The sequence below is a fragment of the Pontibacter sp. 13R65 genome (genome assembly GCF_047525655.1).
Taxonomy (GTDB): Bacteria; Bacteroidota; Bacteroidia; order Cytophagales; family Hymenobacteraceae; genus Pontibacter.
Window position 1 is genome coordinate 67,492 of the sequence record NZ_JBLIQL010000007.1, and the last position, 15,147, is coordinate 82,638.

The 15,147-nt window shown below is 46.5% G+C and carries 14 protein-coding genes; 7 read left to right on the forward strand and 7 right to left on the reverse strand.

The genetic code is table 11. The annotated features are described in order from the left end of the window. The first annotated feature begins 61 nt into the window (after positions 1 to 61). Together ACMA1I_RS10710 and ACMA1I_RS10715 are read left to right on the forward strand one after the other, a co-directional pair. On the forward strand, positions 62 to 1,159 hold the full coding sequence (locus ACMA1I_RS10710; RefSeq protein WP_337068322.1) for an efflux RND transporter periplasmic adaptor subunit: 1,098 nt from the start codon (positions 62 to 64) through the stop codon (positions 1,157 to 1,159). 154 nt (positions 1,160 to 1,313) lie between these two features. Further along, on the forward strand, positions 1,314 to 1,790 hold the full coding sequence (locus ACMA1I_RS10715; RefSeq protein WP_337068323.1) for a GNAT family N-acetyltransferase: 477 nt from the start codon (positions 1,314 to 1,316) through the stop codon (positions 1,788 to 1,790). A gap of 191 nt (positions 1,791 to 1,981) precedes the next feature. On the opposite strand, the gene ACMA1I_RS10720 is transcribed toward ACMA1I_RS10715, so the two are convergent. Continuing rightward, on the reverse strand, positions 1,982 to 2,539 hold the full coding sequence (locus ACMA1I_RS10720; protein WP_337068324.1) for a DUF4864 domain-containing protein: 558 nt from the start codon (positions 2,537 to 2,539) through the stop codon (positions 1,982 to 1,984). A 340-nt stretch (positions 2,540 to 2,879) separates the two neighbouring features. On the opposite strand from ACMA1I_RS10720, the gene ACMA1I_RS10725 reads away from it, so the two are divergent. From ACMA1I_RS10725 to ACMA1I_RS10740, 4 genes are all read left to right on the forward strand, one after another. Further along, positions 2,880 to 3,692, forward strand: a complete 813-nt coding sequence (locus ACMA1I_RS10725; RefSeq protein WP_337068325.1) for a phosphatase PAP2 family protein — start codon at positions 2,880 to 2,882, stop codon at positions 3,690 to 3,692. A gap of 177 nt (positions 3,693 to 3,869) precedes the next feature. Further along, complete coding sequence (locus tag ACMA1I_RS10730; RefSeq protein ID WP_337068326.1) at positions 3,870 to 4,190, forward strand: hypothetical protein; 321 nt, start codon at positions 3,870 to 3,872, stop codon at positions 4,188 to 4,190. Positions 4,191 to 4,317: 127 nt separating this feature from the next. Further along, the gene (locus tag ACMA1I_RS10735; protein ID WP_337068327.1) at positions 4,318 to 5,406 is read left to right on the forward strand and encodes a DUF3616 domain-containing protein; all 1,089 of its coding nucleotides are present in this window, start codon (positions 4,318 to 4,320) and stop codon (positions 5,404 to 5,406) included. Between the two features lie 97 nt (positions 5,407 to 5,503). Next, on the forward strand, positions 5,504 to 5,962 hold the full coding sequence (locus ACMA1I_RS10740; protein ID WP_337068328.1) for a hypothetical protein: 459 nt from the start codon (positions 5,504 to 5,506) through the stop codon (positions 5,960 to 5,962). 153 nt (positions 5,963 to 6,115) lie between these two features. On the opposite strand, the gene ACMA1I_RS10745 is transcribed toward ACMA1I_RS10740, so the two are convergent. The 6 genes from ACMA1I_RS10745 to ACMA1I_RS10770 all read right to left on the reverse strand — a co-directional run bounded on the left by ACMA1I_RS10745 (position 6,116) and on the right by ACMA1I_RS10770 (position 11,868). Next, entirely contained in the window at positions 6,116 to 7,627 is a 1,512-nt protein-coding gene (locus ACMA1I_RS10745) for an HTTM domain-containing protein (RefSeq protein WP_337068329.1), read from the reverse strand. A gap of 97 nt (positions 7,628 to 7,724) precedes the next feature. Further along, on the reverse strand, positions 7,725 to 8,243 hold the full coding sequence (locus ACMA1I_RS10750) for a hypothetical protein (RefSeq protein ID WP_337068330.1): 519 nt from the start codon (positions 8,241 to 8,243) through the stop codon (positions 7,725 to 7,727). 221 nt (positions 8,244 to 8,464) lie between these two features. Beyond that, positions 8,465 to 9,808: a lysophospholipid acyltransferase family protein gene (locus tag ACMA1I_RS10755; RefSeq protein ID WP_337068331.1), complete on the reverse strand. Its 1,344-nt coding sequence runs from the start codon at positions 9,806 to 9,808 to the stop codon at positions 8,465 to 8,467. A gap of 3 nt (positions 9,809 to 9,811) precedes the next feature. Next, on the reverse strand, positions 9,812 to 10,738 hold the full coding sequence (locus tag ACMA1I_RS10760; protein WP_337068332.1) for a M28 family peptidase: 927 nt from the start codon (positions 10,736 to 10,738) through the stop codon (positions 9,812 to 9,814). Between the two features lie 144 nt (positions 10,739 to 10,882). Beyond that, positions 10,883 to 11,281 (reverse strand): hypothetical protein, encoded by a 399-nt coding sequence (locus ACMA1I_RS10765; protein WP_337068333.1) that lies wholly within the window; start codon positions 11,279 to 11,281, stop codon positions 10,883 to 10,885. Positions 11,282 to 11,709: 428 nt separating this feature from the next. Next, entirely contained in the window at positions 11,710 to 11,868 is a 159-nt protein-coding gene (locus ACMA1I_RS10770; RefSeq protein WP_337068334.1) for a hypothetical protein, read from the reverse strand. 225 nt (positions 11,869 to 12,093) lie between these two features. Here ACMA1I_RS10770 and ACMA1I_RS10775 point away from each other — a divergent pair, with 225 nt between their 5' ends. After that, positions 12,094 to 14,628: an L-rhamnose mutarotase gene (locus ACMA1I_RS10775; RefSeq protein WP_337068335.1), complete on the forward strand. Its 2,535-nt coding sequence runs from the start codon at positions 12,094 to 12,096 to the stop codon at positions 14,626 to 14,628. Positions 14,629 to 15,147 lie beyond the last annotated feature (519 nt).

Genomic DNA, 15,147 nt, shown 5'->3' on the forward strand with positions numbered 1-15,147 from the left:
TTCAGTTTTAAAAATCTTACATCGGATACAAGAAATATTAACTGTTAAATCATACTGGACAATGAAAAAGATTTTGCTTGGTGTTTTTGTGTTGGTTTTTCTGGCGCTTTCAGGTTGGCTGATTTATTACTTTTACAAAAAGTCTAACACAGATCCTGTAGTGTATAAAACAGAAGTGCCGGTTACATCTGATGTCATTAAAAAGACGGTAGCCACCGGCTCTATTGTGCCGCGCAAAGAGGTGGAGGTAAAGTCGCAGGTATCGGGGGTGGTAGAGGAGCTGTACGTAGAGGCCGGTGAAATTGTAAAAAAAGGCCAGCTACTGGCAAAAATCCGGATCGTACCGAACATTGTGAACGTGAACAATGCTGAAAATGGTTTACAAACGGCCAGAATCAACTTCGATGAAGCCAAACGCGAGCTGGAGCGCTATGAGGACCTGTACCAGCAAAAAGTAATTTCGGAGCAGGAATACCGCAAATACAAAGCAGATTTTAGCCTGAAGCGCGAAGCGCTGCAATCGGCGGAGAATAACCTGCAACTCGTACGCGAAGGCGCCTCCAAGCGCAGCGGGCAAGCCTCTAACCTGGTGTACTCTACCATAGATGGTATGCTGCTGGATGTGCCCATTAAAGCGGGTTCTTCCATTATAGAGCGTAACAATTTTAACGAAGGCACCACCATTGCTACCGTAGCCGATATGCGCAGCCTTATATTTGAAGGCAAAATAGACGAATCGGAGGTGGGCAAGCTGAAAGAGAACATGGATCTGATGCTGACGATAGGTGCCATAGAAGGACGTGTGTTCAATGCCAAGCTGGAGTATATTGCTCCTAAAGGCGTGTTGGAAGAGGGCTCTATCAAGTTCCCGATCAGAGCGCAGGTACTGCTCGATGAAAAAGATTTTATAAGAGCAGGCTATAGCGCCAACGCCGACATTGTGCTGGACAAGCGCGAAAAGGTGCTCACCATTAAAGAGAGCATGCTCACCTTCGAGAAAGACGACACATTTGTGGAGGTAGAAACGGCGCCACAGGTGTTTGAGAAGCGTGCCGTTAAAACCGGGCTGTCCGATGGTATTAACATAGAAGTTGTGTCGGGCCTGCAAAAGACAGAAAAGGTAAAAGTGCCAGAGGCAGCTGCTACCCAGAAAATTTAGAGTTGTTTGTTTAGATTTGATAGGAGAAAAAAGCGGGCACAGCTCGCTTTTTTCTTTTGTGTTTGCCAGTAATAGTGTAGGTGACTAAAATGATGAAGCTCTTTTTCGGAAAAAAAGCAGTGTTGCCGTATTTTTGCTTTTTAACCGAATGGCCATGACTCCTGCAATTACTGCCGTACAAATCATAGATTTTGAACCTGAGCACACTGCTGCTTTCAGAGAACTTAATGAAGAGTGGATTACCCGCTATTTTGAGCTGGAAGAAGCCGACCTTAAATCTTTAAACGATCCGCAAGGCTATATTTTAAGTAAAGGAGGTTTTATTCTGATGGCGCTTTATAAGGGGAAACCTGTAGGCACCTGCGCGCTGCTAAAAGAAGAAAATGGCGTATTTGAATTGGCTAAAATGGCCGTGACAGAAAAAGCCCGTGGCCTCAAAATTGGGTTGGCGTTAGGAGAGGCTGCTCTCGCCAAAGCCAGGTTAACTGGTGCCAGCAAGGTGTACCTGGTATCGAACAGGCAACTGCTTCCGGCCCTGCAACTCTACCAAAAGCTTGGGTTCAAAGAAGTACCCTTGCCACCGAGCATCTACAAAAGGGCCGACATAAAAATGGAAATTCCGCTAAGCTAAAAGAGCTGTTGAGAAGTAGGAGGGAATCTGCAATCAAATTATTCTAATGAAAATGGCCTTCCGGAGGCTTATCTGAGTGCTGGGGTTTTAGGGAGCCTCATGCCCTTTTTGGCCACGCCAGCCAGGTAAATGCTGGAATGTATTTGCATAGTGCTGTAGCATTGCGCGCTGTTGGACGCTCCTGCTTAGGGTTAAATCAGGTGACTCTCAGGTTCGGGTTCCATTCTGGCTACACCCTCTGTCATCCAGCAATCTTTGTAAGGGCCTCTTTTTTGCTTGGCTAATATAAAAAGGTAAGCTGTCTCTATGCCATCTTTTCCAGAAATTACTACAATCTGATAAGCTGTATTGTCTGTAATAACCATTTTTCCGGATTTGTACGATTTGAAGTTTAGCATTGGACGATAAGCAGGCTCGCGTACCAATAGCCTGAAATGGTTTATCGGGCCAAGATGCATCTTGTTTACTGGCGACGAAAAGTTGAAAATAGTAATAACCCCGCTGTCGTTCCGGTCGTTTTGTTGCAGTGCCCGAAGTTGTATTCGCATGACCTGGTGCGGCGAAAGTTCTTTAGAAGGACGTAAAAAGCTTTCTTTTGATAGCACATCCGTTCCAGAGCCAGTGGTGTAGGCATTGTACACATGCATATCTTTTATGGGCTCTGCCGGAAACTGCACCCACAGCAATACCAACAGCAGAAGGCCAACCCCAAGCAGAAGTTTGTCGAGTATTTTTCCGTAACCTTTCATGTAAATATGTACTTTATTTAGAATGATATGGTTGTGTATATCAGGCTTTACCGTGTGAAAAGTGCAATTTTAGAAGCAAATGTTATGTTGTAGGGGTGTTGTAAGAAAAAGAGGTACCAAACAGGTGGTCGTGCGTATACCATATCACAGCATATTTCTTTTCTTTTAGTACAACTAGTACGACAACTCTTGCCTGGCTAAGGCCCTTGGCAGAGCATAGTTTCTAGAAATCAGGCAATTAATTAATTTATGACTCATGATAGTCGTCTGGTAATGCCTGAGTAGTAAAAAGACAATAAACGGACAGAAAGCATGCCCCTTATCTGATTTTAGCAAAATTATGTTGTCAGACAAAGTACGCCAGTATTTTCAGGAGTTTATGCAGCAGCCTGCTGTTGTACGGCTGCAGGAGCGATATCCAAAGCCCTTTCAGTTTCTGGCACACAGATTCAATACTGGCTCTTTTACAGGTCTCCCACTTACCCTGCTGGTTCTGGTATTCCTGTTTAACAGCATGCTTTTGTCTCAACTCACCGAAGAAGTAATAGAGTCGGAAGGCATTGTGCGCCTTGATAAAAAACTTACATCGCTACTATTCGGTGTGCGCTCCGGTTGGCTCAGCCAGGCATTCTTTTACCTGACACAGTTAGGCACCAGGGCAGCGGTTTTTATAGTTGGTGCAATAGTGTCCGTTGTATTCCTGTACCGGAAACAATATGTGACTATTGTAGCTTTCTGGTTGGTTATGGCCGGCGTAGGCCTATCGGTGCGTTATGGCAAAACTTTCATTAGTCGTCCGCGCCCGGTAGATGTAGCCTATTACCAGGAGCATAATTTCTCATTCCCAAGTGGGCATGCAACCACGGCAATAGCACTGTTTGGTATTCTTGCTTATTTTCTTTGTAGGCGCTACCGGCAACCGGGCCAGAGGCGCCTGATCATAGCCTCTGCTGTTGTGCTTATAGGTGCTGTGGGTTTTTCCAGAATATACCTGGGGGTGCATTATCTTACCGATGTACTGGCCGGTTTTATGCTGGGCGGGCTGTGGCTGCTGCTGGGCATTAGCCTTACAGAAATGATGCTCTACCGGAGCAAGCGTGTGGCTAAAAAGCATGCAGGTAATCCGGAGGGTGAAGCTGCCGGAAACGCCTGAAATTAGAAATGTATAATTTCCGAGCTGCCTGCCAAATAAATATAAATATAAGCGAATGTGTAACTATCTGTGCTAAATCCCGATAAAATAACTCTAATGCTTTTGTAGCGAGTTAAATATTAACTTTTATTTGCGCGAAGCATTAGGTAAAAATTAAAACTATAAATTGATAAAGCTATGGAAAATACACAGAATAAAAATTCGCAATATAAATCGCAGCAAGATAAGCTTGGTGCTTCTCAGTTTTCTGATATGTTAAATAAAAGTGGCTTAAAAGATATTTCAGGCAAGCTGCAGCAATTCGGCAGCACCGCTGTAGATAAAGTAAGCCACCTGAGTACTACGCAAAAAGTAGTAGGAGGTACTTTATTGGCAATTGGTGCCGGCTGGGTAACCATGAACACAAAACAAGGCAAGAACTTGCTTCACAAGGTGCAGGGCATGAACTTGCCAGGCATGAACGTGTCGGGTAAAAAACAGGGCAAGAAGAACAGTTAATATAGCCCTATACAAACGCTCCAGAAATAGAAAAGCCGGGCTTGCAAGCCCGGCTTTTCTATTTCTGGAGCTATCTGGGGTATAATACTTCCCGAAAAGTTATGAACGCTCCTTTTTGAAATTAACCATGGCAAAAAATGTAACACTGCACTTTAATGCGTCGCAAAGTCTGAACTCAGCAGGCAAACACGTGCGCGATGGCCTGTCTACGGTGTTACGCACCGGCAAGAACATCTGGACCGGCTGCGATGAGCGCACCACCATTGAGCGCCTTACTGTTCAGGAAGACGGCTCATTCGGAAGTCACCAATCTTTTCAGTTGAGCGATTACCTGCACCTGCCGGGCAAAGAGGGCGAAGAGATAGACATAGAGGGTATGAGCGTATTTGGCAACTACCTATGGGTGGTAGGGTCGCACAGCCTCAAACGCAAAAAGCCGCGCAAACACGACTCCATTGCATACCAGATGAAACGACTGGCAAAAATAAAAGCAGAGGCCAACAGGTACCTTCTGGCGCGTGTGCCCATTCTGCAGGACCCTACCACCGGGGACTACACCCTCTACAAAGAATGCACAGCCCCAGACAACCCAGCACTAAAGTTAACGGCAGCTCAGCTTAGAGGGGAAGGGTGCAGCAATGAACTTTATGAGGCCCTGCAGCAAGACGAGCACTTGGGCGCCTTTCTCTCTATACCAAGCAAAGACAATGGCTTTGACATTGAAGGGCTTACAGTAGTAGGGAAACGCCTCTTTCTGGGTTTGCGTGGCCCGGTGCTGAGAGGCTGGTCTATGGTGCTGGAAATAGAAGTAGAAGAAGTAGAAGACGAGAAAGGCTACCTTCACCTGAAGCAGATTACGGAAGAAAGACCCTACAAAAAGCACTTTCTGCACCTAAGGGGCAAGGGAATACGCGAGCTTTGCCTATTGGGCAACGACCTTTACCTGCTGGCTGGCCCTACTATGGATTTAGATGGTAAGATCATGATTTACCGCTGGCCAGATGCTCTGCAACAAAGCACTGAGCAAGTGCTTCGGAACCATGACCTGGAGCGGCTTTACGAAGTTCCGCATGGCACTGATGTCGAATCGGGCAAAGACAAAGCCGAAGGACTGGCAGTTTACAACGATAACACGCTGCTCGTTGTATTCGATAGCCCACGAGATGCCCGCAAGCTCGGAGCAGATGCCGTGGTGGCAGATCTTTTTGAAGTATAAGTTGTTAAATAGTTAGATGCGCGGAAAAAGGAAGAAAGCTACAGTTAATACCAATACGATAGCTAAATGCGTATACTTAACAACAAAGTCAAAAACTATGAATAAAGAAACCACAAACATTTTAAAAGCCATGGCAGGTGGCCTGGCGGGTGCCTGCTTTGTAACTGTTCTGCACGAAAGTGTAAGAAGGCTAGTGCCAGACGCGCCTCGCATGGATGTGCTCGGCATGCGGGCCATTTCTAAAACCATGAAAAAGGCAGGTGCCGAACCACCAGCTAACGACGAGCTGCATACCTGGGCACTTATAGGCGATATTGTTTCAAATTCGTTGTATTACAGCCTGGCAGGTACCGGTAATAGTGCCTGGTGGCGTGGCGCTATATTGGGAGCAAGTGCCGGGGTAGGAGCTGTCGCATTGCCCGGCCCACTGGGTTTAGGCGAGGCACCAAGCAACCGAACAAATAAGACCCGGGCCATGGCTTTCGGACTTTATTTTTTGGGAGGCCTGGTGGCGGCAACAGTAGGATATGCCATTACCTCCGACTCCGATAAATAATTGCTGCCAAACGCATTTATAGCCTTTGTGCTTTCTGCTTAAACAAGCAGCTAAATCCTGTAATGAAAAAGCCCTTCCAGAGCTTGTTTAGCCTCCGGAAGGGCTTTTTCATTACAGGATTTAGATTATGCTTTTGAAGATCGTACTACATTTCTATTCGGGGAGGTTGGCGCAGGTGCAGAGTACTTCTTTGGTAGGAGTAGCTACCTGATAGTTCGGAAGAGAGAATTCTTTCATATAAATAACCTGAAGCTCTTTTATGGGCTGCTTTGGATGTGCCTCGTTCCAACGACGTACCAAGTAGTTGCAGTAGTACGGGCGCATAAAGCTGTTGTGGATATAGAGGTAATTTTCTGAGTACTTTCGCCACCTGTCGTTTTTAAACAACGATACCACAGAGGCTGGTTTAATATAGTCTACCTCCTTTCCCTGTTGGTTTATGTCTATGCTAGTTCCGTTTGTCGTGCTTCCCTCCAGCACATACCAGCCATCGTCTTTGAATACAGCTGGCGAAAACATGCCCCAATGCTGGTCGGTACGGAACAGGTAACCAAACCAGCGGCTCTCGTCTGGCATTTTTGGCAGTTTAAGGGTGGTGCCGCTTAGGTTCCACCAGATACAGTATAGTAGCAGAAAAGCTACCACACCCTCGCGTATTTGCCTTTGCACAGGCTGTTGCAGAAAAGGCTTATGAAGGTGAAACTGCACACGCACCGAGGCCGGCAGCTTTACCCGCCTGAAAATATGTCTGAACTGCCCTGAAAAAGGTCTCCTAAAAGAAGCCAAAAATCTTTTTTCGGCCCAATCCATGGCTCCGGGAGGCAAAAGGCCCACCACTGAGGCAATGTTGATAAGGTAGAAAAGGCCAACAAAAAGCGTCAGGCTAATACCAATATGGAAACCAAGCAGCACGCCGGCTACAATAAGTCTGAAAATATGGTTTCTGAACGGTATGAGCAATAGAAAAGGCAGCAGCAATTCTGTGTAAAAAGTGAAGAAGGTAAGGAAGCGTAGTAGTTCCGGGTAAGGATAAATGAGCTTGCCAACGGGCATCAGTATCTGGTCGAGGCTTAGGGCATAGTAGAGCGCTGTGCCTTCTTCGCGCCATTCTGGTGCTCTTTTAAGCAGAGCCGTGCAAAAATAGACCAAGAATATCTGCAGAATATAGGCAATGGTGGCTACACTAAAGTAGCGTGTTTCCAGCACAGGCTTATCTGCTCTGGTGGCATCGTAGGAGTAGCACCTGCCCCATGGTAAGAAAATGCCCCAGAACAGGAGCATGCGCAGCAGATCGTCGCCGCCCTGCGAAATAAGCACATTGCGGTTTTGGAGGGAGAGCAGGAGAACCCACGTTACAATTGTGGAAATTCTTGTTTTATAGCCAAACAGCAGGCAGAATGCAGCTATAGCTGCAACAATAAACAGCAGCGCCTGAAACTGCCAGAGGCCGCTCAGGGCATGTAAAGAAAAATAGTAGGGGTTCCAGGCGTGTTGGTGAAGAACGTGAAGGGGTAGCACACCCATGTTGGAGTAATGTGCTTCCAGGTCTGTTGCCCTAATGGCTAAATCGGTTAGCACAATGCCTGCCAACCAGATTCGCATCACAGCAATAGCGCGAAGGTCAACAGTAAATGTTTTCCGAAAATACCACCTCAGGTAATTCATCTGCTAAAATCTAAGGTATATATAAAGCAGAAAGGCAAAACACTAGGATAGTGCTTGCCTTTCATTGCTTTATCAAAAATGATCTTTTGTTCTGTAATTAGTAGGTAGTAGTACCTGTAGTGGTTCCGGCAGTAGTTCCGCCTGTAGTAGTACCAGCTGTTGTACCAGTAGTTCCGGTTGTGGTGCCAGTAGTAGTACCGGTTGTAGTACCGGTTGTAGTACCGGTTGTAGTTCCAGTAGTAGTACCTGTGGTTGTACCTGTGGTTGTACCAGTAGTGGTTCCAGTTGTTGTGCCAGTAGTCATACCAGTTGTTGTTCCGGAAGTTGTACCTGTTGTAGTACCTGTGGTTGTACCAGTAGTGGTTCCAGTGGTTGTACCGGTAGTCATACCTGATGTAGTTCCGGAAGTTGTACCAGATGTGGTTCCAGAAGTTGTACCAGTAGTCGTGCCAGTGGTAGTACCGGTAGTTGTCATGCCGGTATCAGTATCCATGGTATCTTCGGTTGTGTCGTAAGTTCCTTCGCTTTCAGATGCTGTCGTGTTGCTGGAGCAAGATGAAAATACAGTTGCAGCCATAAACGCTGAAGCCAGCAATGATACATAAGTCTTTTTCATAGTATTAATGATTGATGAATAATAATTTGAATTCTAGTTCCCCTTTTACGGTACATGCGAAAAATAGATATCTGATACCTTAGAAAAATTTCATTTTAAGCTCATGAAGATCTTGAAGCGTATGTAATAAGAAAGCAAATAAGTAGTTGTTCTGGTCTTTGTTCGGTATTTATACCTACTTTTTAAGACGCAAATTAATTTGTCGGAATGTTAAGTCTACTTTACCTGGCCTTCAAATAATGCTTTTTTGCCTGCTCCAGCGCATCCATTATATTTTGACGCTGTACCTGCAGGTGTGCTATTTTTTCTTTGCTCTTAGAAAACAGGCGCATCAGAAGCCATCGGCCTTTTGCTCTTTGAAATATATGCCAGTAGTGTAGCGTAAAAAAGCCGCTAACTGGTAAACTGAGCTGATATAGCAATAGGTAAGCTGCAGACGGTATAAAACTCCAGAAAATAAAACCTTGTAGCAGGTAAAAGAGCGGGAAAGAAAAGAGGCCTACAGTTAGCATAACCGGTGCCCTGAATTCTTGCTCTTCGGTGAGGAGGTTAGCCACCTTAGAAGGAATAATATAGGGCAGGTAATTATTTATACATCCGTAAAAATATACCGGGAAACCAAGCAAAAGGTACAGGGCAGTTTTTAGACTTTGCCATAGATGCTCCTCTCCGGCTGCTCCAAGCAGCGAGTCGTTCAGGCCCATCTGCTCCAGCTCCTGCATATAAGGCTTCATTTTTTGCTTCAGCAGTTCTACCTGTGCGGGGTCGTGCTGGTTAAAATAGTGCAGGCTGTTGGCAATGGCTTTAGTTATGAGAAAGTCTCGTTCATGTTTGGGAGCATCGGGAGGCAAATCGGCTGCTAACTGGCGCTTGTAAAGTTGCTCTATATGCCGGATAAGGGCATCGTCTTCATCAGAAGGTGTTATAATGATTAATTTTTCGAGTTGTTGCCGTATGTGGTCGGTAAGGGCATTGGCAGCAGTTATGGCATTATCGTAGTAAGCCGGTAAAAATGCGGCGGCCTGTATAGGCTTGCCTACATTTACAAAAACATTGCTCCGGAAGCGGGTAGGGTCGGAGTAATTTAGGCCTACCGGAAGTATGGCTACGCCTGCCTCTGCTGCGCCTGCCACCTCGGCTCCGAGTGCCATGCGGGCCGTGCCTGTTTTCAAGGGGCGTAGCCTGCGCTCGTTAAAACTGGTGCCTTCCGGGAAAATAAGTAAAGTCTGGTGGTTTTTAAGCGCATCAAAGCAAGCCTGAAACGCAGCGGAGTTGTTTACCGTTTGCCCCGGCGCATCCTGTTGCCTATGAATCGGAATCATGTTCATGTGCTGGAGCAGCCATTTCTTGAAGGGTGTATTAAATACGGTGCCTTTAGTGATAAAAAACACCTGCTGGCGCAGGAGCACTGCCACCAGTAAAGGGTCCATAAAAGTATTAGGGTGGTTGCACACAATGAGCAGTGGCCCACGCTTTGGCATAAGAGAGCGGTTACGCACCTCAAACCGGCGGAAAAACACCCAAAGCCCCACCCTTACAATCTGCTTCAGCAAAAAGTATAACATGGTTTATTTTAGTTTAAGGATGGCCCGGTGTACTCCGTCTACAACCTGCCCCATGCGCAGCAGGTCCAGTGTATCGGCCGTGTCGGATGGTTGATGGTAATTACCGTTTCTGTAGAAAGCCGTGTCGGTTATCATGAGAGCGCTGTAGCCAAAGTGCCAGTAGTTGCGGTGGTCAGAAAAGTCGATGCCTGGTACAAAGGCAGGTGCTTTAACAGACTTTACCGGTAGCGGTGCCTCTGCCCGGAACTGCTTCTTGAACTGGCGCCCGAACCTGCCGTTGCCAAATTTCTGTACTACGCTTATATAGTTGCCTTTGCTGCCATACACCAGTTTCATGGGCTTTAGCGGGTAGCGTTGCGAGTTTTTCTCGTCAGAGAAGTAGCCGATCATTTCCAATGATACCATACCGATAACCTTTGCCTGTGCTTGCTGCAATGCCTGGGCATGCACAAAACTGCCCATATGCTCGGTCCGGAAAAAAGGCGGTTCCTCTAGGGTGTAAGCTACCAGCTCTATGCGGTGGCGTAGCGGTTGCTCGTGCAGCAGGCGCGCCAGCTCCAGCAGGCCTGCCACGCCACTGGCGTTGTCGTCGGCTCCGACCTGATCGCCGCACACATCATAGTGCGCGCCTACCACTAGCCGGGGAGCATTGGCAGGCCCTAAGGTCAGTATGATGTTGCGATACTCTTGCTGCCCCACCAGGTAGGTCTGCTCCTCTACCTGTCCCCTCTGTTTTCTGAACTCATCTTTAATATAAGTTGCGGCCTTGTTGAGGTCAGGTATGTTTTTGTAGTTTCGGGGAGCTGCTGTAGAGGTTAGGGCAGTAATATGCTGCTTGAGCTGCAGCGTATCCGCTTTGGGTAAAGGAGCCGCCTGTAGCGCTCCGTCAATTTGGAGCAGCACGGCAAAAAGCGTAAGCAGAAACCTCATATTTAGAGCGATAAATCAGGTGGTGGAATCTAAAGCAATATAAGCATTAATGTACCTAAGTAGTTTTCAGGCAAACCTATATTTTTGTTCTGTTTGTTGCCAGAAGCAGAGCTGCAATAGCTAACGGCACCCCAGGGCACAGGCCTACGAGTGTCCTACCAGCCACTCATAAGCAGAAGTGAGATCTCCGAAACTACGAAGTTCGAAGGGGAGCTTCTTCTTGCTTTGTCGAAGAATAATTTGTTGTTGGCGTTCTGCCAGCACATCAAAGGCACTTACCGAGGCGAAGCGCTTTAGGGGGAGCAGGTGAAACGTTTTGTACATAAAATCCAGCGTCCACTCAAAATCTTCTTCGGCAATGGGAGGGAGCAAGCGCCTGTCGAAAATAGCATAATCCACATCGAATTGCTTGGTATAACGGATGGATTTTATAAGCGCCTGCCTATACTGCAGGCTGCTGCAGCCACCATACCATTGACATACCAAAACCTTGTCTTCTGCGTGGTATTCAACATGAATATATTCGGATTCAAAGCAAATCATCCTGCTTTTTTAAGGAAAGTAAGATGTAATAATAACAAAAAATATTGCTTAAACAAAATTTATCAAAGCTCACGATGTTGTATCATAAATTGAAAATTTTTTACTAACCTTATTAGTGCCTACTTATTTTACATGCGCATAAAAAGTTTGCAGATAAATTAATTGAACTCAAAGCTGATACCGCCACGCGGAAGGTGCAGCAAAAAGGAAGGGGGAAATATAGAGCAGAAAGCTCCGCAAAATTTTTAAGCAAGCCGGAAAATGTAGCGAGTTCAGGCCATGTTACCAGTGGTAAAAATAACAGGCATGCACAGTATAACTCCCTGATTTATGTCTTACTGCTGGCATCATTCAACCGCCTGTTAGTATAATTTGGAAATGGTTTCGTTCAGGCGCAAAGCATTTTACATCAGTTTGTTAGCTGTGTGTCATTGCTTACTTTTATTGTCTTCTTCTTTCTTATCCGTATCGGGGTCTGTATCGGGCTCATCGGTTTTTATGCCTTCCAATGGCTCTGGGTTGTCATCGGGCACAACCTTGCTTTCATCAGAGTTTGTTATAAAGTCATCGTCTCTTGGCGCTTCCATAGTGGTAGTCTTTTAGTTATAGTAATAGTACTGCAACATTGTGCGGGGAGTTGTACTAAAGTTAAATTATTCAGATGAAATTAGCCTCCCGGAGGCAAAATTGGCAGGTTTAGATAACCTAAGGTTTGGCTCTTATACAATTAAAATAGAAATTAGGCGAATAATATTAACGGCAGGTTCTGCGTGGCAGGCTCCTAAGTTTTTAAACCAATACTACCTACTTATATGACCAGATTGTTTAACAAGTCTGTTGCGATAGGCTTGTGCCTACTCCTCAGTATGGTGACGCTAAAAGTAAGCGCGGCAGAAATATGGGTATCTCCGAAAGGAGCTAACGACAACCCCGGCACGAAAGACAAGCCACTGGCCGATATCGGACTTGCCTTGAGAAAAGCACGCGAAATGAGGCGCTTGGCAGATCCAACTATTGCCGATGGTATTTTTATTATTCTGAGAGGAGGGGTTTATACCCTGCAGGAGCCGCTGTTTATTCGCCCCGAGGATGCTGGCACGCCCAGTAGCCCAACTGTGTTTCAGGCTGCTCCAGGCGAAAAACCTGTTTTAAGTGGCGGTATGCAGGTAGAAGGCTGGAAAAGAGCCGGAGCTAAAGTGGCAGGCTTGCCAAAAGAGGCGCAAGGTAAGGTATGGGTAGCCGATGCGCCTGTATTTGGCGATAATGTTTTAGACTTCCGCCAGCTGTATGTAAACAACGTGAAAGCAGTTCGTTCACAAGACACCAAGATCGGCACCATGAGCAGAATTATCTCCTGGAACCATAAAGACGAGACCTGCACCATACCTAAACCAACTGCCGATATAAAAAATGCGGCCGGCATGGAGATGTTCATTCACCAGTGGTGGGCTATTGCCGTGTTGCGCATCAAGTCTGTAGAGATGAAACCAGAGGGAGCTGTGCTTTCTTTTTACCAGCCCGAAAGCCGCGTACAATCGGAGCACCCGTGGCCAGCGCCATGGATCTCGAAAGAGACCGGTAACTCAGCTTTTTTCCTTATGAATGCCATTCAGTTTTTAAATGAGCCGGGCGAGTGGTATCTCGACAAAAAGAACCGGAAGATATATTACTGGCCCCGCAACAACGAAAATCTGGCAAAAGCCACCGTTACGGTGCCTGTGCTGGAAACGCTGGTGAAAATGGAAGGCACCATCGATCAGCCGGTTGCTTATGTAGGTTTTAAAGATATCGCGTTTCAGCACAGTACCTGGCTGCGCCCATCTAAAGAGGGGCATGTGCCACACCAGGCAGGCATGTACATGCTCGATGCCTATAAGCTGAAGATACCGGGCACCCCCGATAAAAAAGGCATGGAAAACCAGGCATGGGTAGGGCGTCCGGCTGCAGGAGTGGAGGTGGCTTTTGCGCACCACACTAGTTTTGAAGGATGCCGGTTCGAACACATGGGCTCCGTAGGCCTCGACTACAAAAGAGGAACGCACGATGATGTGATCAGAGGAAACGTGTTTAAAGACATAGCCGGCACCGGTATTCAGGTGGGGGTGTTTTCAGATGAGGCGCAGGAGGTGCATTTGCCCTACAATCCAAAAGATGAACGTGATGTATGCACCAACGTGCAGGTAAGTAATAACCTGGTAACTGATGTCGCCAACGAAGATTGGGGCGCAATAGGCATTGGAGTAGGCCACGTAAAAGGCATCAAAATCGAGCACAACGATATTAGCGAAGTATCTTATACTGGCATTTCGATGGGCTGGGGCTGGACCAGAACAGTAAACACCATGCGCAACAACCGCATTGCTGCCAACAAAATTCAGCGCTATGGCAAGCACATGTACGATGTGTCAGCCATCTATACCTTATCGGCGCAGCCAGCTTCATTTATAGTCGAAAACAGCATCGACAGCATTTATGTAGCGCCTTATGCCCACGATCCGCACCATTGGTTTTATTTATATACCGATGAAGGCTCCTCTTTCTTTACCGTAAAAGATAACTGGACCCGTTCCGACAAATACCTGCAAAACGCCAACGGCCCCGGCAACCTCTGGGAAAACAATGGCCCTTGGGTGGCAGATAGCATCAGGCAAAAAGCAGGCCTGCAGGAGCCTTACAAGCACCTGCTCAAAGACAGAGCGCCTATGTCGCCGGATCGCCAGATAAACCACACGGAGCATACAAAGGTAGTAGAGATCATCAGCGAAAACGGGCAGCCGCATAACCCAGACTTGGTGCTGGAAGTGGCGAAAAAGCACGGCTTGTCGGCCTCAAACATCTACCAGTGGAACAACCGCACAGTGCTTTACGGCGCCATCGAGAATCCGTATCCCATCCGCAAAGAACTATTGGAGCGGTTTAAAAACGATGAGGTGAAAATTTACAATGCTCCTTATTATGAGTTCGACCGTTGGAAAAACTGCAAAGATGCCACTACCGTGAAGGAATGGGATCATGTTATTTTAACAGCCAATTTAGTTAAAAACCCCGATTTGCAGCAGGAGTACCTGGACCACCACGCCACACAGCGTAAAAAGTGGCCGGAGGTACACCAAGGCTTCTGCAATGCCAACTTCCAGAAACTGCTCATGTTTAAAAACGAAAGGCAGCTCATGCTGATCATCAGTATCCCGAAAGGAACAAGCCTGGACGAGCTGGACCCGAAAACCACCGAGAACAACCCACGGGTTACGGAATGGAACAACCTCATGAAGCAGTACCAGGAAGGTATACCAGGCACCAAACCCGGCGAAACCTGGGTTTTCTTAAAACCGGTAAGCATTAAATAAACTTAGATTCCCAAACTTCGGGTTTCAAATTATTTAAATAAAAACAGCCTTCCAGAGGTATTTTATGCTGTTTATAGCCAAGGGTTGCTCTACCAGACCCTGAGCTCTAAAAGGTAATAAAAGCTTCGGAAGGCTGTTTTCATTAGAAGAATTTCTGATTGTTGAATGGTTTAATTGTTAAATGGCTGTTCTAAAGATTTGAAAATTATTTTAGTTGAAGGCCAATACTAATTTAGTGTATTCCGGCAGGAGCAACGAAGCGGATACATCAGCCAGGTGCACTTCTTGAGGCTCCACTGTCTGAGGGTTCAGCGAGTTTGGAGCATCGTGATTTTTTTGGTTCTTTTTGTATCAAGACAAAAAGAACAGGAACTTCAGCTATGAAATAGCTTCACGCCGCTGTCACAGCGAAAGAAGTTGCTATGCTAACTTAAACTAAAAAGCCAGTAGCCACTGCTGATGGTTCTCGCCCACAAGATCCTTTCAGGACGACAGAAGTGGATAGCGGAGTAGCAATCA